Source organism: Flindersiella endophytica (assembly GCF_054779015.1).
Window position 1 is genome coordinate 83309 of the sequence record NZ_BAAGYY010000016.1, and the last position, 22111, is coordinate 105419.

The window sequence follows — 22111 nt, forward strand, 5'->3', positions numbered from 1 at the left end:
GAGGCTGGTAGCGATGCCGACGACCCACGGAGAGCCGTTCGGGCCGTTCCGGCTGGAGGAGACGCTCGGTCGTGGCGGCATGGGCGAGGTCTGGCGTGCCTACGACACCCGGAACGACACGTGGGTCGCGCTGAAGCGGCTCGTGCTGCCGACGGCCGATCCCGCCGCCGGAGAGCGTTTTCGCCGTGAGAGTGAGCTGCTGAACGCCCTGCGGCATCCGCACGTGGTCGGAATCCTCGACTACGGCGAGGTCAGCGGTCAGCCCTACCTCGCGACGCAGCTGGTCGAGGGCACCGACCTGGAACGCCGGCTGGCCAGCGGTGTCCTGGAACCGGGGTATGCCGTGCGGGTGCTGACCCAGGTGGCGGACGCGCTCGACGCGGCGCACCGGGCCGGCATCGTGCACCGAGACGTCAAGCCCTCCAACATCCTGCTGGCCGGACCGGCTGCGGACCAGGCGGTGCTCGCCGACTTCGGGATCGCCAAGCCGCTGAGCGCCGACGCCACGAAGCTCACCAGCGCCGGCCAGATCGGAACGCTCGACTACATGGCTCCCGAACGGTTGCTGGGCGCCGACGTCGACGGTCGCGCCGACGTGTACGCGCTCGCCTGCGTGCTGTTCCAGTGCCTGACCGGCAAGCTGCCGTTTCCCGCCGAGGATCCCGCCGGCAAGCTCGCGGCGCAGCTCAACGATCCGCCGCCGGCACCGTCGCTGTTCGGCCGCCTGCCGCCGGCGCTGGACCTCGTGGTGGCGACCGGCATGGACAAGGACCCGGCCCGCCGCTACCCGACCGCCGGCCAGTTGATGGCCGCCGCCGCGGCCGCGCTGAAGCCGGCACCAGGCGTGGTCAACGCGGTGAACGCGGGTCCCGCGCCCACCCTCGAGCCTGCGCTGGGCCCGATGACGGACGCGGCCGCCGCACCGATCCTGCGCGCGATCGTCTCGGTCGCCGGCAACCGCATGCCGGCAGCAGCGGGGGCAGGGCGTCAGGAATTGTTTTTTACGGGTCACCCAAACGAATTAATCCCAGCCGGGCCCTCCACGAGTGCGACGCCGCCCGGTGGAGGGCGCCAGGAATTAGTTTTTACGGGTCACCCAAACAAACTAATTCCAGCCGGGCCTCCCACGAGTGCGCCGCCGCCCGGTGACCGGTGCCCGTACCCCGGCCTGCGCAGCTTCAGCGGCCAGGAGACCGAGCTGTTCCGCGGCCGCGAGCAGGCCGTGACCGACGTACTCGTACGGATGTCGCGGCTCACGCGGGTGGACAGCCTGCTCCTCGTGACCGGAGCGTCGGGTACGGGCAAGTCGTCGCTGCTGCGAGCCGGTGTGCTGCCCGCGCTCGCGGCCGCCGAGGGAGCCTGGCCGCAGGTCGTCCTGACGCCGGGCTCGAACCCGTTCGGCACACTGGCCGCCAGGCTGGCGCCGATCCTGGGTACAGACCCCGGCCGGCTGGCGAGCCGGCTGCGCGAACACCCCGACCGGTTCGGCAGCGCGCTCCCGGACCGCCTGGTGCTCGTCGTGGATCAGGCGGAGGAGCTGTTCACCGCCGTCGCGGATCCTGCCGAGCGGGAGGCGTTCGCAACCGCGCTCACCCATGCATGGCCGGCGCTGACCGTGGTCGCCGTCCGCGCCGACTTCCTCGAGCAGTGCCTGCGGCTGCCTCCGTTGCGGCCGGCGCTCGCCCATCCGTACCTCCTCCGCCCGCTCGAAGCCACCGACCTGGAACGGGTGATCACCGAGCCGGCCCGCCTGGCCGGGCTGGAGCTCGAGCCCGGTCTCGTCGACCGGCTGATCACCGACGTGGGCGCGCAGGGCGGCCGGCTCGACGAACCCGGCGTACTCCCACGGCTGGCCCACGCGCTGCGCCAGACCTGGGAACGCAGGTCCGGCAACGTCCTGACCCTGCGCGCCTACCAGGAGACCGGTGGCGTCGACCGGGCCGTCGCACAGACGGCCGACGGCGTGTACCAGCGATTGCCCGAGGCCGAGCGACCGCGGTTGCGTGCCGCCCTGCTCCGGATGGTCGCCGTCGTCGACAGCGGCGGGCTGGCACGACGCCGGGCGAGCCGCGACGAGATCCCGGACGAGCTGGTGGATCGCCTGGTCGAGGCGCGGCTGGCCAGCGCCGGCACCGAGGGTGTCCAGCTGTCGCACGACGCGCTGCTGACCGCGTGGCCGCGGCTACGGCAGTGGGTCGAGGAGGATCGGCAGGGCCTGCTGCTCCGCCAGCGGCTCGGCGAGGCGGTCACCTCCTGGGAGACAGGCGGTCGCGACCAGGGCGAGCTCTATCGGGGCGCCAGGCTGGCCGCCGCACTGGAATGGGCGGACGGTCGCACCGATCTCACGAAGCAGGAGCAGGCGTTCCTCGCCGAGAGCCGCCGCCTGCAGCGGCGGGCCACCCGCCGGCTCCGCGCGACCGTCGTGACGCTGGCCGGCCTGCTCGTGCTCTCGCTGGTCGCCGGCGCCCTGGCGGTCATGTCCCGGAACACCGCCGAACGGGAGAAGGCCACGGCCGAGCACGCCGCCGCCCTCGCGAACTCCCGCCGGCTCGCGGCCGAGTCCCTCACCCACGTCGACAACGACCCCGTACGCGCCAGGCGCTCCGCACTGGAGGCCTGGCGGACCGGCAGCACCGGCGAGGCACGCAGCGCGCTGCTCTCCAACGTCGTGCCCGGCTATCCGGCGACGTTCGAGTCCGGCGTGGACACGCCGACCGCCGTCGACTTCAGCCCGGACGGCCGGTACGTCGCGGTCGGCGGCGTCGAGGGCGAGGTCGCGGTCGTCGACTCCCGTAGCCGCGAGCCGGTGGCCACCGGCCTGAAGCACGGCCAGGCCGTCACCGATGCCGAGTTCTCCCCGGACGGCCGGCTGCTCGCGACGGCGACGGCGGCCGACGTCAGGATCTGGGCGGTGCCGTCCGGCCGGCCCGTCCGCACGATCCAGGGCGTCGGCGCCGCGGTGGCCTGGCGTTCCGGCGAGGTCGTCGCCACGGCACAGCAGGCGGGCGGCGGCTACGTCATCGCGGAACGGCAGGCCCGCACCGGCGCCGAGTTGCGCCGGCTGACCGAGCCGACCCTGGCGAGCCGCCCGGTGCACACGATCGCGTACAGCCGCGACGGCACCCGGCTCGCGCTCGGGCTGGTCAACGGCACGGTCGACCTGTGGGACACCGCCGGCCGGAAGCGGCTGCTGCTCACGCGCGCGCACGTCCAGGCGGCCGGCGGCCGCAGGTCGCCCGCGTACGTCACGTTCTCCGGCCAGTACCTCGCCAGCGGAGCCGCCAACGACCGGTTGATCCGGCTCTGGGATCCGAGAACCGGCAAGCCGGCCGGCGAGATCGAGGACCCGACCTACGACGATCCGCGCGGGAAGCGCGGCGGTCCGGTCGTCTTCACCGCCGACGGCAGGAGCCTGCTGGCGCCCGACGTCAACGGCACGGTCGTCGTCGGCCTGAGCCCGGACGAACCGCGGTCGGAGGAGTACGCCACCTACGTGCGCGGTCCGGTGGGCAGCAACGGCGGCCGCTCGGCGATCAGCGCGATCGCTGCCTCCGGCGACGGCGAGGTCGTGGCGGTGCTCGCCGACGGGACCGTCCGGCGCTGGGGGCGCAATCCGCACTGGTACGCCGACCCGACTGCTGCGGTGAGCGATGTGGCCTTCGTGCCGGGTACGAAGCAGCTGTCGGCGGCAGCCGGCGACGGCGTCTTCACCTGGGACACCTCGACGGGAGCACGGTCGGCCCTGACCGCGACGAGCGGGAGCAAGCCGGTCGCGGTCGCATACACCAAGGACGGCACCCAGGTCGTCGGCAGCGACGACGCGACGGTGACGATCACCCCGCCCGGCAAGGGAACGGCGAGCCGGACCCTGCGCGTGCCGGACCGGCGGCTCGCCGACCTGGTGGTGTCGCCGGACGGCACGCTCGTCGCTGCCGTGCTGCAGGACCCCACCGTGGTGCCGGGACGCGAGACGTACGAGATCCGCGTCTGGGAACGGGCGACCGGACGCCAGCGGGGTGTCGCCGAGATCGGCCGGAACCATCTGCCGACCAGACTCCAGTTCGCGCCCGACAGCCGTTCGCTGGCCGGCGTGATCCGGATCGCCGAGCTGGGCGAGCCGTACGGCGCGGAGATCCGGACCTGGCGATCGCCGGACCTGCAGCGGATCGGCACCAGGCGGATCGGATCCGGTGTCATCGACGACGCCGCGTTCACTCCCGACGGCCGGCTCGTCACGACGACGAGCGGAGGACGGATGCAGCTGCGGGACGGACGGACCGGCCGTGTGCTGAAGGCGTTCGGCACGCACCCGGCGGCCATCCAGGCGCTGGCCGTCTCGCCGGACGGCAGGCTGACGGCGACCGCGACGACGGACGATCGGATCATCCGGCTCTGGGATCTTACGACCGGCCAGCGGGTCGGCCAGCTCACGTGGCACCACGACCAGATCAGCGACCTGGAGTTCTCACCGGACAGCCGGATGCTCGCCAGCGCGGGCGCCGACACAGACGTCGGCCTGTGGCTCGTCCGTACGACCGACGCGGCCGAGCAGATCTGCGCCGACCTGGCCGACGCGGGCGAGCGCCCGCTCGAGTGCTAGCCGTACGGGAGGAACGTTCCGCTTCCGCCGGACCGCCGGAGTCCGCTGTGATGGGCACGCCAACGACAGGGGACAAGGAGGCGTGACGAAAACATGCGGAAACCATGGCGGAGCAGGGCCCTCGCCGTGCTGCTGGCGGCCGGCCTGGCCGGCGGGCTGCTCACCGGTACGTCATCGGCGATGTTGCGGCCGGAGCGGTCCAGGGCCAACGCGACCGCGATGCCTGGCCCGGACGCCGAGGCGCAGGCCAAGGGCAAGCCCAACATCGTCTTCATCCTGACCGACGACCTCTCCAAGAACCTGATCCCGTACATGTCGTCGGTGCGCGCGATGCGCAAGAACGGAACGACGTTCACCAACTACTTCGTCGCCGACAGCCTCTGCTGCCCGTCGCGGTCGAGCATTCTCACCGGCGACTACCCGCACAACACCCACGTGCTGGTGAACGAGGGCAACCGGAAGGACTTCCCCGGCGGGTACGAGGCGTTCGAGAAGTACGAGAACCAGAAGCACACGTACGCCGTCGAGCTGGACGCCGCGGGCTACCGCACCGGCTTCATGGGCAAGTACCTCAACGGTTACAAGGTCGCCGACGACGTGGTGCCGCGCGGCTGGGACGAGTGGCACGTGGCCTCCAACGGCTACACGAACATGGCGGGGACGTACAGCATCACCGACGTCCAGCGCAAAGGCGGCGCGAAGCATCTCAGCCAGCCGAAGATGTATCTCAACGACCTGCTGGGCCGGCGCGCCAGGGAGTTCGTCGACCGCGCCCATCGCGGCGAGCAGCCGTTCTTCCTGCAGATCTCTTCGTTCGCGCCGCACAGCAAGGTCGGCAACGACCACAAGAACCAGCCGCTGTTCCCGCCGGCCGAGCGCGACCGGCCGGGCGGCCAGTACGCACACGGCGACTGCGGCACCAAGCCCGGCGGCGGACGCTACGACTGCCAGGACCTGAAGGTGAAGCGGACCGGGGCGTTCGACAGCAAGACCTACGACAAGCTGGACAACGACTTCCGCAACCGCGTCCGCATGATGCAGTCGCTGGACGACCAGATCATCAACCTGCGTAAGCAGCTGGCGAAGAACGGCCAGCTGGACAACACGTACTTCGTGTTCACCGCGGACAACGGCTTCCACCTCGGGCAGCACGGAATGCTGCGGGGCAAGGGCACGGCGTACGACCACGACAGCAACCCGCCGCTCGTCGTCGAAGGGCCGGGCGTGCGCAAGGGGCAGGAGCGCTCCGAGCTGGTGCAGAACATCGACTTCTACCCGACGTTCCAGCACATCGCCGGCCGCGATCCCGAGCCCAGCAACGGACACGGGCTGATGGACCTGCTGCGCGGCGGCAAGCCGAAGTGGCGGGAGGGCGCGCTGATGGAGCACAAGCCGCAGGTCGCGAAGAACAAGGCGGGAACGACCACCAGCACCGACCCGGACCTCGACGGCGACGTGGCGGCCGCGGAGCGCGCGACGTTCCTGCCCGCCTTCCATCCGTACAACGCGATCCGGACGAAGGCGTGGTTGTACGTGCGGTACAACGACGGCAGCCGGCCAGAGCTGTACGACCTGCGCAAGGACGCGGGCCAGAACCACAACGTGTGGCGCGACCACCCGAAGGTGGTCAAACAGTTCAACGAGTGGATGACGAAGTACGTCGACTGCGGGAAGAAGGGCAGGCAGAGCTGCTGGCAGCTCGGCCGGCGGACCTGACGTACGGGGGTTGGACAGCGGGGGAGTGGGGGCGTCGGGTGCGGTGCCGGAGTTCGCGTCCGGCACCGCACCCGGGTCCGGGTCCGTGTCTGGGTCCGCCGGTACCCTCGGCGGCGGTTGGAGGCGACGCGATGCTGCACGTGCTGATGCGCGGCCGGGACCTGCATCCGGTGGCGTTCCGTACCGGTGAACGGCTGCTGTTCGGCCGCGACCCGCACAACGCCGTCGACGCCGGAACGCCCGGTGTCACGGCGATCCGGCTGCCCGGCTGTGCTCCACACGTCTCCGCGGTCGTGGCGGAGCTGGTGGTCGGCGTCGAGGCGGCGTGGATCCGGTGGCTCGGCGCGGGCGAGGGCCGGCTGTCGAGCCTGTTCGACGCACCCGGCGGCGCCCGCAGAGTCACGTTGACGCGCGGGCTGCGGGCGATGCTCGACGGCGGCAAGAACGAGTTGCTCATCCTGTCCGGTCGTAAGGTGAGCGGGCTGTACGCCGACTTCGAGCTGACGTTCCTGCTCAGCGGCGCGGTCTCCGGCGACACGGAGGACCCGCTGGGCGTCGTACCCCACGGCCTGACCGAGCCGAAGCCGCACCTGAAGCAGCACCGGCTCGCACCGCACAGCAAGGAGTGGTACGTCGCGCTCGCGCTGGCCGAGCCGTGGCTGGCCGGCCAGGACGACGCGCCGTTCCCGCCGACGAACCGGCGGATCTACGAGCGGATCCTGCACTGGCGGGGCGAGGCCTGGAACCTCGAGCGCTCGCAGCGGGTCGACGACGCGATCCGTTCGGTCTCACGGATCGCGTTCGGGGAGCTGGAGGACCCTTACGCGGAGGCGCGGACGGGCCGGATCCAGAACCCTCGCTACGCCGTGGGCAAGCGGGTCGCGGACTACCAGCTGGTCACCTCCGATGATCTCGACGCCGTCGAGCGAGCAGCGGCCGGGCGGGAGACGTGATGGCGTGGCGGATCAACCAGGCCACGAACGTCGTCGCGTTGGCTGGGGTGCTCGGGATACTCGGGCTGCTCCTGCCCGCGGCGTACGGTCTGCTGGAAACCCGCCGCGGTTAGCGGCGCAGCCTACGGAGGAGGCCGCGCAGGCCGGATCCGCTCGAGGCGGTGCGCTCGCCGGACACACCGCCCGTTTCGACGGGGTGGCCGGCCGCGGCCCAGGCCTTGGTGCCGCCACGTAGAGACAGCGCCGCACGTTCGAGCCGGGCGAGCTTCTCCGCGCCGCGCATCGAGCGGTTGCCCATCGAGCAGACCGTGACGACCTGGCTGTGCTCGGGCAGCTCTTCCAGCCGGAACGCCAGCTTGTCCAGTGGGATGTTCAGCGCGCCAGGGATGTGCCCGGCGGCGTACTCCTCCGCCGAACGAACATCGACGAACACATCGCCCAGCCGCCACATCGAGTGCGCCGCAGCGACATCGATCTCCTCGGCCTCCACCCGAACGATGCTAAGCCCTACGACCGGAGCCCCGGGACACTCATTCGCGGGAGTACGGATTGGCTACTGGTCCGGCAGCAGGTAGGGCCAGCCGGCGTCGGTCGGGCGAGGGGGCGTCGCCAGGCCGCACTCGCCGGTCGTGGTGCAGCGGACGATCGCCATCCGGCCGGTGTCCCACGCGGTCAGGACGAACGAGCGCGACGACTCCCAGGCCACCTCGGGCGTGCCGCCGCCGGTCGAGAGGCGGAGCATCGGCCGGCCCGTCGCCGCCTGCAGTACGCCGACCATCACCGTGTCGTCGTCGACGTCCTGCCGTACGACCGCGAACTCCCCGTCGGGCGAGAAACCGGCCACCGTACCCTCGCAGGTCCGCCAGCGCTCCCGCTCCCGGCGCACGTCGCGTACGGAGGTGCAGCCCTGCCCGTCGGACACGGCGGCGAGCCCGCGTACGTCGGAGACCGCGGTGACCTCGCCGGCGTCCTTCCACTCCAGCAGCGTGCCGAGGTACGGGCTCCAGCTCACCACACCGGTGTCGAGGCCGCGGTTGAGTACGACGGCATCGGCCACGAAACCCTTGGCCCACAGGTCGTCGTCGACGCGGAACGTCTTGATCGTGTCGCCGGTCTCGGTGTCGGCGAGTACGAGCGTGGACAGCGGCCCGTCCGCATCGGAGCCGAAGCCGTCCAGTCCTTCGACCACCGACCAGGCCATCCGCCGCCCGTCGCCGGAGAGCACCGGGCCGAAGATCTCCGCCGAGTCGCCCGGCGCGGTCGCCAGCACCCGCGTGGTGCCGCGGGAGAGGAACACCAGGGCATCGTCGGCGCTCGGCTCACCTGGTCCGCCCCAGACGTGCGCGACGTACCCGCCATGTACCTCCACGAAGCTCGCGGGGTCGCGGCCGCCGAGCCCGGCCTCACCAACCCCGTCGCCGCTGTGGATCACGCCGTCGGAGTACCAGGAGATCGTCGGCGCCTGGCCGGGCGGCAGGTGCTCGAAGTCGATCGGCACCGGCGCCAGCGCCAGAACCCCCAGGAGAAGCTCGATCACACGGGATTGGTTCCCGAACTGGTCCGCTGCAACACCGGCCTGCCGTACTCCACGGTGAACGACCGGCTGGTCTCGGCCTCGGCGCCGCGCCGGCTGACGTACGGCACCACCCGGAAGTCGACGTCGATGCTGTCCGGCTGAACCCGCACCCGCAGGTAGCCCCGCCGCGAGTCGACGTAACGCAGCGCCGGGTTCTGCGACTTCAGCAGGTCCGTGTCGGGCGTACGGGCCACGCCGTCGCCCTCGGACGAGATCGAGGTCGCGCACAGCTCGACCGCGGCGCGCTTGGAGTCCGGGTCGTCCCCGTGTACGTGCAGGTCGCCGGCCAGGTGCATGTGCGCGTCGCCGGTCAGCACGACCGGGTTCTTGTACCCGACCGACGCCAGTTGGCCGAGCAGCCGCCCACGAGCGGCGGGATACCCGTCCCACCCGTCGACCGGTACCTTCCAGGACCGGCCGGGATCGAAGTCGCGGACGATCATCGGGATCTGCTGGCCGAGGAAGTTCCACGCCGACGGCGAGCTGCGGATCCCGTCCACCAGCCAGCGTTCCTGCGTCGCGCCCAGCATCTCCCGCTTGGGGGAGTCCAGCTCCTCGCAGCTCGGCGTCGCCCACCGGCCGCCGCACGGCTGGTCGTCGCGGTACTGCCGGGTGTCGAGCAGGTGGAAGCGGGCCAGCTGCCCCCAGGTGAGGCGGCGGTAGAGCTGCATGTCGGGCCCGCGCGGCCTGGCGTTCGCGCGCAGCGGAGCGTTCTCGTAGTACGCGCGGAACGCGGCGGCCCGGCGCGCCCGGAAGCCGGCTTCGGGCTTCTGCGGTATTTCGTCGGCCCAGTCGTTGGCGACCTCGTGGTCGTCCAGGATCATGATCCAGGGCGCGGCCGCGTGCGCGGCCTGCAGGTCCGGGTCGGTCTTGTACTGCGCGTGCCGGCGCCGGTAGTCCGCCAGCGTCCGGGTCTCGCCGCCCTCGTGGTCGCGGACGGCGAAGTCCTGCTTGTGCTTGGCGTACTCGTAGATGTAGTCGCCGAGGTGAACGACGACGTCCGGCTCGTCGGCGGCGATCGCCCGGTAGCCGTTGAAGTAGCCGTGCTCGTAGTGGGCGCACGACGCGACCGCCATCCGCAGCGGAGGCCCGAAGACGTTCCAGGCCGGAGCGGTCTGGGTGCGGCCGGCCGGCGACACGTGCGAGTCGACCCGGAAGCGGTAGAAGTACTCGCGTCCGGGCTGCAGGCCGGCCAGCTCGAGGTGCACGCTGTGCGCGTCGGCTCGGCGAGCCGGCACGGTGCCCTGATGGATGACGTAGGCGAACTTCTCGTCAATGGCGAGTTGCCACTCAACCTCAATATCGCGGTCCGGCATGCCGCCCCTGCCGTTGGCGGCAAGCGGGTCGGTAGCCAGCCGGGTCCACAGCACGAAGCCGTCAGAGGTGGGTTCACCGGAGGCGACGCCCAACGTGAACGGATAGCGAAGCCGTGCCTTGGAAGCCGGTGGTGGCGCGGCCGGTATCCGATTACCGACCGCGCCCGCGACAGCGGTGATGAGCAAACCCCTGCGGCTGATGGGATGCACAGCCACAGGTTCGGCAGGTCAGACGACACCCGGCGTGTATGCGCGTGTCAGCCTGGTGAACGACGCGCGAAGACTCCTTACACGATGAACACGACCGTTCACTCAGGAGAACGGAACCTGGCCGAAGCTCAACGCCCGCTCGACGCCCGGGTCTCGAGCTGGATCCGGGCGTGAGTGAGGACTCTCAGGACGGCAGTGCGACCACCAGGTCGATCTCGACGAGAATCCTGTTCAGCGTGGACCCGACGGTCGTGCGCACGGGGTAGGGCGGCGTCAGGAACGACTCGTACACCCGGTTGTATTCCGCGAAATCCGCGAGGTCGGCCAGGTGAACGGTCGCCTTCACAACGTCGCCGAACGTCGCGCCACGTTCGGCCAGGATCGCCGCCAGGCTGCGCATCACGTGCTCCGTCTGCTCGGCGACGTTCTCGCCGACAACTTCACGCGTCACCGGGTCGATCGGCCCAACGCCTGCTGTGTAAAGGAATCCGTTGGCGACGATGCCCTGTGAGTACGCACCCGACGGTGCCGGTGCCTTGTCGGTGCGGACCTCTTCCCGTGCCATGGTGAGCCCTTCTCAAGTGGGAGATAGTGGGCCAAGCGTGTCAGATCCGAGCGTTCGCCGGGGGAGCGGACTGGAGTAGACGACGCTGGTGGTGACCGAGCCGAAGCCCGCCAGCTTGCCGCTGATCTGTTCCAGATGGCGCATCGAACGGGCCAGCACCTTGAGCACGAAGCAGTCCTCGCCGGTGACGTGATGGGCCTCGACGATCTCCGGCGTGCGGTCGAGGAGGTCGTGGAACGGCTTGTAGTTGGACGTCGGGTGCTTCAGCCGGACGAACGCCGTGATGGTCAGGCCGAGGCGTTCGGGGTCGATGACCGCGGAATAGCCCGCGATGACGCCGCGGTCCTCCAGCCGCCGCAGGCGTTCGGTGACCGCGCTCGGCGACATCGAGACCTGGCGGGCCAGGTCGGCATAGCTGGCGCGGGCATCGTGCTGGAGAGCGATCAGCAGGCGCCAGTCCGTATCGTCCAGGGAATCAGCGGTCATGCTGCGTGGATACCAGGGAAAGCGGTGGTCGGCCAGGTGAAGTCCGTGGATCGTTGGTTCTGCGCCGGCTTCCGCCCACATAGCGTTTCCGGCGTGACGATGACTTCCGAATCCGCCGTGGCGTTCTTTACCGCGGCGTTGAGCTTTCAGACCGATGTGTCGGACGTGCATGCCGAGCTGGGATCCGGCTCGTTCGTACTGGTCGACTCGCGCGGCGACGCGGCGTGGCGGCAGGGCCGAGTGCCTGGCGCGCTGCACCTGCCGACCTCGTCCATTGCCGCGCGAGCACCCGCGGAGCTGGATCCGGCGGTGCCGGTCGTGACGTACTGCTGGGGCCCGGGCTGCAACGGCGCGACCCGGGCGGCGCTGGAGTTCGCCCGGCTGGGGTTCGGGGTGAAGGAGATGATCGGCGGCATCGAGTACTGGATCCGGGAGGGCCTGCCGCTGGAGACCGACGACGGTGTGGTGCGGCAGGCGCCCGATCCGCTGACCGTACCTGTTCCTGGTCCGGTGACGGCCGTCAGCTGCGACTGCTGACGGCGGCCGTGGCGTCGAGGGTGTCGGCGACGGCGAGCGCCAGGAGCCTGGCCCAGGCCTGGTAGCCGGCGGGCGCGAGGTGGAAGCCGTCCTCTGCGAACCAGCGTTCCCGCGTCGACCCTCGCAACGGCACGTGGGTGTGCCCGAGCTTGGGCGCGACCTCGCCGAGGATCCGGTCCAGCTGGCGTACACGGAGCCCGGCGGCGGGGCGCAGCGGTCCCGGCAGCAACGGGAAGCTGCCGACCGGCGGCAGTCCGGACGCGACCACCACGGAGTCGGGCGTGCGGTGGTGGATCTGCCGGAAGAGTTCCTCGACATCGGCCCGGAAGGCCGGGAGCGGCCGCCAGCGCAGCAGGTCGTTGACACCGGTCGCCACGAGCACGACGTCCGGCCGCCAGCCTTCCACGGGAATGGTGAGGTCGCGGGTGAGCGTCCCGGCGACGCGGGCCGTCGTGGCGCCGGTCTCGGCGATCACGCGCCACGAGATCGCCCGGCCGGTGAGCCCGGCGAGCATGGTGGCGAGCCGGCCGGCCAGCGCCTCGTCGTGCGTCGTCGCTCCGACGCCTGCCGCGGACGAGTCGCCGAGCACGGCGAGCCGCAGGGCGGGCTCGGTTCCGTTGGCGGTCCGGCCGCGGTCGCCGGTCGCTTCGGGCAGGACGGGCACCTGGCTGAACATCCGGCGGCGTACGGTCCGCGCGGCCTTGGCGAGCAGTGCGCTCATCTGCGTTGCCTCTCCCCGAGACGTAAGATGACGATGTTGCGTAACGCTGTTACTTAACGGTCATGACACCATACGGGCGAGGAGGTGTCAAGCGAGTGAGCCCGCGACCTGTCCGTGCCGAGATCCGGACCGCGCTGCTGGAGAACGCCGCCCGCGTGCTGGCGGAGGACGGCCCGGCGGCGCTGTCCACGCGTCGGCTGGCCACCGAGACCGGTGTGTCGACGACGGCGGTCTACACGTACTTCGGCGCGATGCCGGAACTGGTACGCGCGGTGGTCCGGGAGGGGTTCACCCGCCTGGACGACCGGCTGCACCAGGCCGAGCCCACCGACGACGCCTTGCTCGATGCGACGCGCTTGCTGTGGGTGTACCGGCGGAGCGCGCTGGCCGACCCGCACATCTACCGCGTGATGTTCGGTGGGTCGGGGATCGCGGGGTTCTCGCTGTCGAAGGACGATCGGCTGATCGGACATCAGGCGTTCCGGGTCGGCGTCGACGCCGTGCGGCGGCTGATGGCCGAGGGCGTCTACACCGCCGGCGACCCGTGGCCGGTCTCGTTCGCGATCTGGTCAGCTGTTCACGGGCACGTGATGCTCGAGCTCAACGGCTACTTCCTGGCAGCGGACGCGGCCGGCGCGGCGTTCGACCAGCTGGTCTACTCCCTCCACGTCGGCGCCGGCTGCCCAGCGCCCCCTGCGCGGGCGGCCGTGGACGCGGCGGCCCGGTCGAGCCTGGTCTGAAATCTTCGGCACCATGCTCCGAAAAGGCCGAAGGGCTCCCCGATCCAGTGGATCGAGGAGCCCTTCGATGTAGAGCTTGCGCGAACGCGGCCTGTCTTAGTGGCCGTGCCCGTGGCCGTGACCAGCACCAGCCGCTGCCTCTTCCTCCTCGGGCTTGTCCACGACCAGAGTCTCGGTCGTGAGCAGCATGCCCGCGATGGAAGCGGCGTTGGCGAGCGCCGAACGCGTCACCTTCACCGGGTCGGTGACGCCCTGCGCCGCGATGTCGCCGTATTCGCCGGTCGCGGCGTTGAAGCCGGTGCCCGGCCCCGCCGTCTTGACCTTCTCCACGACGACATAACCCTCGACGCCGGCGTTCTCGGCGATCCAGCGCAGCGGCTCCGACAGAGCCTTGCGCACGACCTCGACACCGACCTTCGGGTCACCCTCGGAAGCGTCAGCCAGACCACCTTCGAGCACCGTCGACGCGTGCACCAGCGCGGTGCCGCCGCCGACCACGATGCCTTCTTCGATGGCCGCCCGCGTCGCGGACACGGCGTCCTCGATGCGGTGCTTCTTCTCCTTCAGCTCGACCTCGGTGGCCGCGCCGACCTTGATCACGCACACGCCACCGGCGAGCTTCGCGACCCGCTCCTGGAGCTTCTCGCGGTCCCAGTCGGAGTCGGTGTTCTCGATCTCGGCACGCAGCTGGGCAACGCGCCCGGCCACGTCAGCGGCCTCGCCCGAGCCGTCGACGATCGTCGTGTCGTCCTTGGTGATGACGACGCGACGCGCCTTGCCGAGCACCTCGAGCCCGACCTGGTCGAGCTTCAGGCCGATCTCCGGCGCGACGACCTGACCACCGGTGAGGGTGGCGATGTCGTCGAGCATGGCCTTGCGGCGGTCACCGAAGCCCGGCGCCTTGACCGCGACCGAGGTGAACGTGCCGCGCATCTTGTTGACGACCAGCGTCGCCAGCGCCTCGCCCTCGACGTCCTCCGCGATGATCAGCAGCGGCTTGGACGCCTGGACGACCTTCTCCAGCAGCGGGAGCAGGTCGGCCATCGCGGCGATCTTGCCCTGGTTGATCAGGATGTACGGGTCGTCGAGGACGGCCTCCATACGCTCCTGGTCGGTGATGAAGTTCGGGGCGATGTAGCCCTTGTCGAACTGCATACCCTCGGTGAACTCGAGCTCGGTGCCCAGCGTGTTGGACTCCTCGACGGTGATCACACCGTCCTTGCCCACCTTGTCGAACGCCTCGGCGATCAGCGAGCCGATCTCCGCGTCCTGCGCGGAGATGGTGGCCACAGCCGCCATGTCTTCCTTGGTGTCGACCGGCTTCGCGGTCTCCAGGAGCCTGTCGTTGACCGCCTTGACGGCGGCGTCGATGCCACGCTTCAGACCCATCGGGTTGGCACCGGCGGCGACCGAACGCAGGCCGGCGTGCACCATGGCCTGCGCGAGCACGGTCGCGGTGGTCGTGCCGTCACCAGCGATGTCGTTGGTCTTGGTCGCGACCTCCTTGACGAGCTGGGCGCCGAGGTTCTCGAACGGATCGTCCAGCTCGACCTCGCGGGCCACGGTCACACCATCGTTGGTGATGGTGGGAGCGCCCCACTTCTTGTCGATGACGACGTTGCGGCCCTTGGGGCCGAGCGTCACCTTCACGGTGTTCGCGAGGGCGTCGACGCCGCGCTCGAGCGCGCGGCGGGCGTCCTCGTCGAACTCCAGAATCTTCGGCATTGCGGTTCTCGTCCTTCCCACGACGACGGCCCCGGTGCCCCGTTACGTTGGGATCCGGGGCCGGGCAAATCGTCGCGCTTCAGCTAAGTCGGCGGCTGATTTACTTCTCGACGATGGCGAGGACGTCACGGGCGGACAGGATGAGGTACTCCTGGCCGGCGTACTTCACCTCGGTGCCGCCGTACTTGCTGTAGATCACCTTGTCGCCGACGCTGACGTCCAGCGGCACACGGTTGCCGTTGTCGTCGATACGACCCGGCCCGACCGCGATGACCTCGCCCTCCTGGGGCTTCTCCTTCGCGGTGTCAGGGATCACGAGCCCGGAGGCCGTCGTCTCTTCGGCTTCGAGAGCCTGGACGACGATCCGGTCTTCAAGCGGCTTGATGGAGACCGACACTTGTCTGACCTCCCCTTTCACGGGATGTCACGGATTGCTGACCATATGGACGACCCGAAGGCCCGTCGTCGCGGGTGCCGGACCTCGTGTCGTGCGGCGTTGCTGGCACCCTAAGGTCGAGAGTGCTAACGAGAATCTATGACGTCTTTAGCACTCACGCAACCCGAGTGCCAAAAGATTCGAGTTGATTGGGGAGCTCGCCCTGGATCTGGCGACGTTCGAGGCGCTACTGCGGCCGGAAGGGCAGGAGCTGCTGGAGCTGGCCCACGCCTCGTACACCGGTGCAAGCGATGCGGTCGCGGTCGCGACCCGGTTACGCAAAACGTACCCCGCCGAGCTGGTGGCTGCCGCACTGACCCAGGTCGAGCTGCGTGGACGGGCGGCGGCGAAGTTCGGCGCGGACTCCGCTGCGATGTACTTCACACGCGACGGCATGGAGCAGGCCACGACCGCGGCCGTCGCGGCCCACCGCGCCGAACGCATCGGACGCGTCGGACGCGTCGGACGCGTCGGGCGTCTGGGCGGCGGAAGCGTCGCCGACCTGTGCTGCGGGATCGGCGGCGACCTGCTCGGCCTGGCCCGGGCCGGCATCGAGGCGACCGGCGTCGACCGGGACCCGCTGACGGCCGCGATCGCCCGCGCCAACCTGAGCGCGCTCGGGCTCGCTCGCCCTGGAAAGGTCGCGGTCGAGGTCGCCGACGTCGAGACCCACGACCGTTCGCCGTACGACGGTGTCGTGGTCGACCCCGCCCGGCGCAACGCACGCGGCCGGACGTTCGATCCCGACGACTATTCGCCGCCGTGGTCGTTCGTGCTGGACGTGCTCGCCGGCGACGCCTGCGTGAAGACGGCACCGGGCCTGCCGCACGCGCTCGTGCCGCCCGGCGTCGAGGCCGAGTGGGTCAGCGAGCGCGGCGAGGTCAAGGAGGCCGCGCTCTGGTCCGGCCGTTACGCGACCGGCGCGCGCCGCCGGGCCACCGTGCTGCCGGCGGACGCGACACTGACCGAGGCCGACGACCCCGGCGAGGCGGACGTCCGCGAGCCGCAGACCTACCTGTACGAGCCGGACGGCGCCGTCATCCGCGCCGGCCTGGTCACCGCCGTCGCACCCCTGATCGACGGCGGCATGCTCCACCCCAAGATCGCCTACCTGACGTCCGATCGCCTGACCGCCACGCCGTTCGCGACCGCGTACCGGGTGCTTGACGTCTTCCCGTACGACCTGAAGCTGCTGAAGCGCGAGCTGCGCGCCCGGCAGGTCGGCACCCTGACCATCAAACGGCGTGGCCTCGACCTCGATCCGGTGAAGCTACGCAAGCAGCTGATCGCCCGCGGCCCAGCCACCGCGACGCTTGTCATAACCCGTACCGAACAGCGCACGCTCGCACTCCTGGTCGACCCGGTGGCCCAGCCGGTATGACGTGGCGCCGGCGTGCTGACTGCCCTTCGGCTGGTTCGCAAGGCGGCCGGGCGTCGGTAGGGTCGGCCGCATGCGGCTCGGCATCGCTCATCATCTTGGCTGGGCAGTGGCGGTCACGGCGTCGGCCGGCCATCGGGTGCTGGACCGCCGGCGGATCGAGCTGGTCGAGCCTGGCGTGCCTACTGCGCCGTTCGAACACGACAGCAGGTCGCTCGACGACGCAGCAGCGGAGCTGCTGGTGGCGAACGTACGTGCCTCGGCCTTCCGAGCGGCCGCTGCGGCGCTCGACGAGCTGTCCATCGCGTTGTCCGGTGTGTCCGAGCCGATGGTGTCGATGTCGCTGCGGTCGTGGCCGCTCGACTTCCCCGGCGACATCGGCGTGCTGCGCCGGGCGCCGTACAACTCCCGCGCCGACTCGGTCATGTACTGCCAGGTGCTGGCCGAGCTCGCGGAGGCGCGGGGTTGGGCGGTCCACCTCTACACCGCCCGCGACGTGGAGAGTCAGGCTCGTCACGTCCTCGGCGAGCGGGCCGGCGAGGTGCTCGACGGGCCGCGGGCGAGGCTCGGCCCGCCCTGGACCAGGGACCACCGGATCGCGCTCGCGGCGGCGGTCGTGGCCGGTTGAGCGGACGGCGGCGCTACAGGTCCAGGTCGACGACGACTGGGGCGTGGTCGGACGGGCCCTTGCCCTTACGCGCGTCCCGGTCGATGTAGGCGTCGGTGACCTGCTTGGCCGTGGCGGCGGTGAGGTACATCAGGTCGATTCGCATGCCCTGGTTCTTGTGGAACCGTCCGGCGCGGTAGTCCCAGTACGTGAACGGCTGGTCGTACTTCAGCGGCCGCGGGATCACGTCGGTCAGGCCGAGCTCGCGCAACGCCGCCAGCGCCTCCCGTTCGGCCGGCGTGACGTGGGTCGAGCCCACGAACAGCGACGGGTCCCAGACGTCGGCGTCGGTCGGGGCGACGTTGAAGTCTCCGGTGAGTACGAGGTGCTCGGCCGCCGCGATCTCGGGCTGGAGTGCCGACCGCAGCGCGGCGAGCCACTCGAGCTTGTACGCGTAGTGCGGATCGTCGAGCGTCCGGCCGTTGGGTACGTACACCGACCACACCCGCAGCGGCCCGCACGTCGCACCGAGCGCCCGCGCCTCGACGACCGGCGTCGGTGCCACGTCCAGCAGGGCCGGCTCGGCCGGGTCGGCGCCCGCGGCGGCCCGCGCGAACCCCGGCTGTCCGGGGAACCCGAGCGACACATCGGACAAGCCCACCCGCGACAGGATCGCGACGCCGTTCCACGCCCCGTCCCCGTGCGCCACCACCTCGTAGCCCCGCTCGATCGCGCCGGCGCCGGGGAACGCGTCCGACGCGCACTTGGTCTCCTGCAGGCACACCACGTCGGGCTGGACGAGGTCGAGCCATTCCTCCAGCCGGGGCAGCCGGGCCACCACCGAGTTGACGTTCCACGTCGCGACTCTCACGCGAGCCTTTCTACCGCAACGCCGGCGGGCTCCCCGGTCCGGCACTCGGATCGAGGAGCCCGCCGCAGCTCACGAGAACGCGAGCGACGTCAGCGCGGCCAGGGCAGTGTCCAGGGGAAGCCGTTGTCGCTGGATCTCTTCTCCGTCGCACGTTCGCACTTCCCGTCGATCGTGCACCGGACCAGCGCCGCACCAGCGCCGGTCGGGCTGTCCGCTCCGAACAGGATGGTCCCGTCAGGCTCGGCGGCCACGGGACCGTCCTTCGTCCCTGTGACCTCCAGCAGGTGCCGGCCCGTCGCCGCGTCGACGATCGTCGTCTGCATGGTCACCTCATCGGTGCCGGGCCTGCTGACCTCGTCGGCGAAGTAGGCGTACTGCCCGCCACGCAGCAGCCGTATCCCCGCGGCGGTGTCCCACAGCCGCCTGCCGGTGCGGGCGTCGAAAACGGGGTACCGACCGTCCTCGTCGGCCACCAGCCGCTGCCTGCCGTCGGTGGTGAGCGCGTGCCGTACGCCGGCGATCGAGCTGAGCCGGCCGCTCTCCGGCTCCCACAGCCGGACGTAGCCGCCGTAGTCGTCGGTGAGGAGGACCTGCTGGCCGATGAAGCCGGCTGGGTACGGGAACTGGTCGCTGTCGACCCGCCGGCGATGCAGTTCCTGCCCGGTGGACGCGTTCGCGACCACCATCTCGCCCGAGCCGCTGGCGTCCCACTCGGGCCAGGCCAGAGTGCGCCCGTCGGCGGAGATCGCGGGCAGGACCAACGACACGTGCGCCGACAGGACCGGCAGATCACGGATCTTCGCGCCGTTCGAGTCGAGCAGCATGCTCTTCCCGTCCGGCCCGTCGCCGATCTGCACGGCGTACGTCCCGGCAGCCGGGACGAAGTTGACGTAGGAGTCCGTCTTCGCGCCGGGAACCGGGATGGTCTTCGCGCCGTCGTGGATCGCGCCGTCGGAGTAGTACGGGACAGCGGGCGTCTTGCCCTGCTGAAGCTTGTCGATGTCCAGCGTCACCTTGGTCTCCTTGGCCGGGAGCGTACGACGGGGGAGTGGCGTCGAGGTCTCGATCGGCTCGATCTTCTGTGTCTCCGGTCCGAGCGCGTTGAGCCCGACTGGGACGGCGACCGCCAAGGCGGCCAGACCCGCCACCCCGGCGACGATCCGCCGGCGCAGGATGATCCGTCGCCCTCGGCGATGGGCGACCCCTGCCACCTCGTCACCGCTGCCGGCCTGCCCGGCCCGTTCCCGCAGCAGCCGGCTGATGCGCTCTTCGAGTTGGTCGGTCATCGGTCCACCTCCTTGCCGGTGCCGAGTTGTTCCCGAAGCTTCGCGATGCTGCGGGCGGAGGTGCTCTTCACCGTGCCTTCCGAGCACCCCAGAGCGTTGGCGATCTCGTTGACGCTGAGGTCCTCGTAGTAGCGCAGCACGATGACCGCTCGCTGCCGTGGTGCCAGGACCTGGATCGCGTTCCAGAGCTCGACGTCCAGGTCCGTGTCCTCGACCACCGGCGGCGGCGCGGCGTTCTCGGGGATCTCGTCGGTGCTGTGCTCGAAGCGTCGCCAGGCCCGCCGCCAGATGCCCAGATGCTCGTTGAGCAACGTCCGGCGGACGTACGCGTCGACCGCGCCCCTGTGCCGGATCCGGCGCCAGGACGCATAGACGCGCGCCAGCGCACTCTGCACCAGGTCCTCGGCGGCGTGATGATCACCCGCGAGCAGGTACGCCGTCCGCATCAGTGCCTTGCGACGAGCGGCGACGTACGCGCTGAACTCCTCGTCCACCTCCGCGGCGGTCGCCCGCCGGCCGGTCGTGGTGCCGGGTTCGGTTGCGGCTTGGATCATCGTCCACCTCCCTCCACGTTCTCGTGTCCACCACTCGATAAGGAACTCTCGAAAGGAAGAGGATGCGAGCACCGCGCGCCGAGGTTCATCGGCGCGCGGTGTTTTTCGCCTGTGGTTCAGTTGTTGGGCCCGGGCAGCACCGGGGCCGGGACCTTCCGCTCGTCGATCGGGTCGGAGGCGGCTTCGCACGTCCCGCTCAGCGTGCAGCGGACCAGGAACCTCTCGGTGCCCTCGGCCCCGTGGACGAGCAGGCTGCCGCCCGGCTCGAACGTCATGTTGTGGACGCTCTCCACGCCGTCGACGGTGAGCCGGAGCTTTCCGGTACGAGCGTCGAAGACGTAGATCTTCGGCGACTCGTCGTTGCTCATGAACGCCAGCAGCTTCCCGTCCGCCGACGAGGCGTACAGCGCGAGCTGGAGTGAGCACTTGTCCCAGAGCTTGCTGGAGTCCTTGGTGGGATCGAAGACTCCCAGGCACGGCTCGACGGGCGAGCCTGCCGAGTCGGCGACCAGCACGTTCCGGCCGTTGGTGCCGTACGCCGCGGCGACGTGGTCGACGGTGACGAAGACACCGGTCTTCGGTTCCCACCAGCGGGTCGTACCGCCGTCGGGTGCTTCCTCGGAGGACACCACAGCGTCGCCGATGAAGCCGACCGCCACGGCAACGTGCCCCGGCACCGGCTTGCGGTGCAGCAGGGTGCCGGTCACGGCATCGGCGGTGACCAGCGTCGACCCCTCCCCGTTTCCTACTATCTGGGTCCAGGCCAGCGTTCGCCCGTCGGCCGACACGACGGGCAGGCCTTCGATCGCCTCGTTCGGCATCGACCTGATCACCGCGCCGTCCTTGCCGACCCACCGGAACGCCTGGTTGTCCTCGTCGAGGAGCAGATAGCCGCCCGCGGTCGGCACGAAGGAGTACGTCGCGCCCGGGCGGCCCTGGATCGGAACCGTGCGGTCACCGTCGTGGATCGCGCCGTCCTGGAACCACGGAATCCGGGGATCCGGGCCGCGTGACAGGGTGCCGACGTCGATCCTGACCTCGTTCGTGCCGGCCGGCGCGATGTCGGTCCGCACCGGCCCGCCGAGCAGGTTGTAGCCGAGTGGGATGGCGACCGCCAGCGCGATCAGGCAGGCCGCGCCGGCCGCGATCCGCCGGCGCATCCGCAGCCGAAGCGCGCGCCGGTGGGCGGACTGCGCCAGCCCGGGGCCGGCACTCACTGGTTCGGCGTGCCGCCGCAGGGACTCGGTGAACTTGTCCTGGAGGTCGGACGTCATCGCGTGATCCCCCCTTCAGTGGAGATGAAGCCGTTGCCGGGTGTGCCGGAGCCCGGCGCGAGGCGTTTCCGCAGGCTGGCCAGTGCGCGGCTGGTCTGGCTCTTCACGTTGCCGACCGAGCATCGGAGCGCGTCAGCGGTGTCGGCTTCGGTGAGGTCCTCGTAGAAGCGCAGGACGACGACCGCGCGCTGCTTGGGTGGCAAGGTCTGGACCAGCTCCCACACCTCGTCGCGCTGGCCGAGATCGAGCTCGGCAGCCGGCGGCGGCTCTGGTAGCTGGTCGGTGACGCGTTCGCGGTGCCGCCAGGCCCGTCGCCACCACGAAGTGTGCTCGTTGATCATGATCCGGCGTACGTATGCGTCGATCGCGTACTCGTCGCGGATCCGGCCCCAGGCGAGGTAGGTCCGGGCAAGCGCGGCCTGCACCAGGTCCTCGGCGCTGTGGTGGTCGCCGGTCAGCAGGAACGCTGTCCGGACCAGGACATGTTGCCGGGCCGCCACGTAGGCGCTGAACGCCTCGTTTGTTTCCGTGCTGTTTCCAGGCACCTCTCCGCCCCTCCG

At 70.6% G+C, this 22111-nt stretch carries 20 protein-coding genes; 7 read left to right on the top strand and 13 right to left on the bottom strand.

The window, feature by feature from the left end:
- Positions 1 to 13: 13 nt before the first annotated feature.
- From ACYVF6_RS17720 to ACYVF6_RS17730, 3 genes are all read left to right on the top strand, one after another.
- The gene (locus ACYVF6_RS17720; RefSeq protein ID WP_460522549.1) at positions 14 to 4600 is read left to right on the top strand and encodes an nSTAND1 domain-containing NTPase; all 4587 of its coding nucleotides are present in this window, start codon (positions 14 to 16) and stop codon (positions 4598 to 4600) included.
- A gap of 93 nt (positions 4601 to 4693) precedes the next feature.
- The gene (locus ACYVF6_RS17725; protein ID WP_460522551.1) at positions 4694 to 6316 is read left to right on the top strand and encodes a sulfatase family protein; all 1623 of its coding nucleotides are present in this window, start codon (positions 4694 to 4696) and stop codon (positions 6314 to 6316) included.
- A gap of 131 nt (positions 6317 to 6447) precedes the next feature.
- Positions 6448 to 7269 (top strand): hypothetical protein, encoded by an 822-nt coding sequence (locus tag ACYVF6_RS17730; RefSeq protein ID WP_460522553.1) that lies wholly within the window; start codon positions 6448 to 6450, stop codon positions 7267 to 7269.
- A gap of 109 nt (positions 7270 to 7378) precedes the next feature.
- Here ACYVF6_RS17730 and ACYVF6_RS17735 read toward each other — a convergent pair whose 3' ends face one another.
- From ACYVF6_RS17735 to ACYVF6_RS17755, 5 genes are all read right to left on the bottom strand, one after another.
- Positions 7379 to 7759, bottom strand: a complete 381-nt coding sequence (locus ACYVF6_RS17735; RefSeq protein ID WP_460522555.1) for a rhodanese-like domain-containing protein — start codon at positions 7757 to 7759, stop codon at positions 7379 to 7381.
- Between the two features lie 63 nt (positions 7760 to 7822).
- Positions 7823 to 8806, bottom strand: coding sequence for a hypothetical protein (locus ACYVF6_RS17740; RefSeq protein ID WP_460522557.1), 984 nt, complete (start codon positions 8804 to 8806; stop codon positions 7823 to 7825).
- Positions 8803 to 10371, bottom strand: a complete 1569-nt coding sequence (locus tag ACYVF6_RS17745) for an alkaline phosphatase D family protein (protein ID WP_460522559.1) — start codon at positions 10369 to 10371, stop codon at positions 8803 to 8805. Before ACYVF6_RS17745 ends, ACYVF6_RS17740 begins: the two co-directional genes overlap by 4 nt.
- 184 nt (positions 10372 to 10555) lie before the next feature.
- Complete coding sequence (locus ACYVF6_RS17750) at positions 10556 to 10936, bottom strand: RidA family protein (RefSeq protein WP_460522561.1); 381 nt, start codon at positions 10934 to 10936, stop codon at positions 10556 to 10558.
- A 12-nt stretch (positions 10937 to 10948) separates the two neighbouring features.
- Entirely contained in the window at positions 10949 to 11422 is a 474-nt protein-coding gene (locus ACYVF6_RS17755) for an Lrp/AsnC family transcriptional regulator (RefSeq protein WP_460522563.1), read from the bottom strand.
- Between the two features lie 99 nt (positions 11423 to 11521).
- Between ACYVF6_RS17755 and ACYVF6_RS17760 the strand changes: the two genes are divergently transcribed.
- Entirely contained in the window at positions 11522 to 11959 is a 438-nt protein-coding gene (locus ACYVF6_RS17760; protein WP_460523099.1) for a rhodanese-like domain-containing protein, read from the top strand.
- On the opposite strand, the gene ACYVF6_RS17765 is transcribed toward ACYVF6_RS17760, so the two are convergent.
- Entirely contained in the window at positions 11943 to 12680 is a 738-nt protein-coding gene (locus tag ACYVF6_RS17765) for an SGNH/GDSL hydrolase family protein (RefSeq protein WP_460522565.1), read from the bottom strand. The genes ACYVF6_RS17760 and ACYVF6_RS17765 overlap by 17 nt on opposite strands.
- Before the next feature lie 95 nt (positions 12681 to 12775).
- On the opposite strand from ACYVF6_RS17765, the gene ACYVF6_RS17770 reads away from it, so the two are divergent.
- The gene (locus ACYVF6_RS17770; RefSeq protein WP_460522567.1) at positions 12776 to 13420 is read left to right on the top strand and encodes a TetR/AcrR family transcriptional regulator; all 645 of its coding nucleotides are present in this window, start codon (positions 12776 to 12778) and stop codon (positions 13418 to 13420) included.
- A gap of 96 nt (positions 13421 to 13516) precedes the next feature.
- Here the strand turns inward: ACYVF6_RS17770 and groL are convergent, their stop codons facing one another.
- Both groL and groES read right to left on the bottom strand, forming a co-directional pair.
- Positions 13517 to 15145 carry a chaperonin GroEL gene (gene groL, locus ACYVF6_RS17775; RefSeq protein WP_460522569.1) on the bottom strand — a complete coding sequence of 543 codons (1629 nt, stop codon included), beginning with the start codon at positions 15143 to 15145 and terminating at the stop codon, positions 13517 to 13519.
- A gap of 100 nt (positions 15146 to 15245) precedes the next feature.
- Positions 15246 to 15542: a co-chaperone GroES gene (groES, locus tag ACYVF6_RS17780; RefSeq protein ID WP_460522571.1), complete on the bottom strand. Its 297-nt coding sequence runs from the start codon at positions 15540 to 15542 to the stop codon at positions 15246 to 15248.
- A gap of 184 nt (positions 15543 to 15726) precedes the next feature.
- On the opposite strand from groES, the gene ACYVF6_RS17785 reads away from it, so the two are divergent.
- Both ACYVF6_RS17785 and ACYVF6_RS17790 read left to right on the top strand, forming a co-directional pair.
- Positions 15727 to 16962, top strand: coding sequence for a class I SAM-dependent methyltransferase (locus tag ACYVF6_RS17785; RefSeq protein ID WP_460522573.1), 1236 nt, complete (start codon positions 15727 to 15729; stop codon positions 16960 to 16962).
- Positions 16963 to 17032: 70 nt separating this feature from the next.
- On the top strand, positions 17033 to 17587 hold the full coding sequence (locus tag ACYVF6_RS17790; protein ID WP_460522575.1) for a hypothetical protein: 555 nt from the start codon (positions 17033 to 17035) through the stop codon (positions 17585 to 17587).
- A 13-nt stretch (positions 17588 to 17600) separates the two neighbouring features.
- Here the strand turns inward: ACYVF6_RS17790 and ACYVF6_RS17795 are convergent, their stop codons facing one another.
- From ACYVF6_RS17795 to ACYVF6_RS17815, 5 genes are all read right to left on the bottom strand, one after another.
- Positions 17601 to 18437, bottom strand: a complete 837-nt coding sequence (locus ACYVF6_RS17795) for an exodeoxyribonuclease III (protein WP_460522577.1) — start codon at positions 18435 to 18437, stop codon at positions 17601 to 17603.
- 89 nt (positions 18438 to 18526) lie between these two features.
- Positions 18527 to 19723 carry a WD40 repeat domain-containing protein gene (locus tag ACYVF6_RS17800; protein ID WP_460522579.1) on the bottom strand — a complete coding sequence of 399 codons (1197 nt, stop codon included), beginning with the start codon at positions 19721 to 19723 and terminating at the stop codon, positions 18527 to 18529.
- A complete protein-coding gene (locus ACYVF6_RS17805; protein ID WP_460522581.1) occupies positions 19720 to 20277 on the bottom strand; it encodes a SigE family RNA polymerase sigma factor in 558 nt (185 codons plus the stop codon). The genes ACYVF6_RS17800 and ACYVF6_RS17805 overlap by 4 nt, the downstream gene beginning before the upstream one ends.
- Before the next feature lie 116 nt (positions 20278 to 20393).
- Positions 20394 to 21551, bottom strand: a complete 1158-nt coding sequence (locus tag ACYVF6_RS17810) for a WD40 repeat domain-containing protein (RefSeq protein WP_460522583.1) — start codon at positions 21549 to 21551, stop codon at positions 20394 to 20396.
- Positions 21548 to 22096, bottom strand: coding sequence for a SigE family RNA polymerase sigma factor (locus ACYVF6_RS17815; RefSeq protein ID WP_460522585.1), 549 nt, complete (start codon positions 22094 to 22096; stop codon positions 21548 to 21550). The genes ACYVF6_RS17810 and ACYVF6_RS17815 overlap by 4 nt, the downstream gene beginning before the upstream one ends.
- Positions 22097 to 22111: the final 15 nt, after the last annotated feature.

What these genes read in the sequence shown, in the direction of transcription:
- ACYVF6_RS17790 (WP_460522575.1), top strand. Translation starts at nt 17,033, where the DNA reads ATGCGGCTCGGCATCGCTCATCATCTTGGCTGGGCAGTGGCGGTCACG.
- ACYVF6_RS17800 (WP_460522579.1), bottom strand. Translation starts at nt 19,723, where the DNA reads ATGACCGACCAACTCGAAGAGCGCATCAGCCGGCTGCTGCGGGAACGG.
- ACYVF6_RS17750 (WP_460522561.1), bottom strand. Translation starts at nt 10,936, where the DNA reads ATGGCACGGGAAGAGGTCCGCACCGACAAGGCACCGGCACCGTCGGGT.
- ACYVF6_RS17720 (WP_460522549.1), top strand. Translation starts at nt 14, where the DNA reads ATGCCGACGACCCACGGAGAGCCGTTCGGGCCGTTCCGGCTGGAGGAG.
- ACYVF6_RS17760 (WP_460523099.1), top strand. Translation starts at nt 11,522, where the DNA reads ATGACTTCCGAATCCGCCGTGGCGTTCTTTACCGCGGCGTTGAGCTTT.
- ACYVF6_RS17805 (WP_460522581.1), bottom strand. Translation starts at nt 20,277, where the DNA reads ATGATCCAAGCCGCAACCGAACCCGGCACCACGACCGGCCGGCGGGCG.
- groL (WP_460522569.1), bottom strand. Translation starts at nt 15,145, where the DNA reads ATGCCGAAGATTCTGGAGTTCGACGAGGACGCCCGCCGCGCGCTCGAG.
- ACYVF6_RS17725 (WP_460522551.1), top strand. Translation starts at nt 4,694, where the DNA reads ATGCGGAAACCATGGCGGAGCAGGGCCCTCGCCGTGCTGCTGGCGGCC.
- ACYVF6_RS17765 (WP_460522565.1), bottom strand. Translation starts at nt 12,680, where the DNA reads ATGAGCGCACTGCTCGCCAAGGCCGCGCGGACCGTACGCCGCCGGATG.
- ACYVF6_RS17755 (WP_460522563.1), bottom strand. Translation starts at nt 11,422, where the DNA reads ATGACCGCTGATTCCCTGGACGATACGGACTGGCGCCTGCTGATCGCT.
- ACYVF6_RS17810 (WP_460522583.1), bottom strand. Translation starts at nt 21,551, where the DNA reads ATGACGTCCGACCTCCAGGACAAGTTCACCGAGTCCCTGCGGCGGCAC.
- ACYVF6_RS17730 (WP_460522553.1), top strand. Translation starts at nt 6,448, where the DNA reads ATGCTGCACGTGCTGATGCGCGGCCGGGACCTGCATCCGGTGGCGTTC.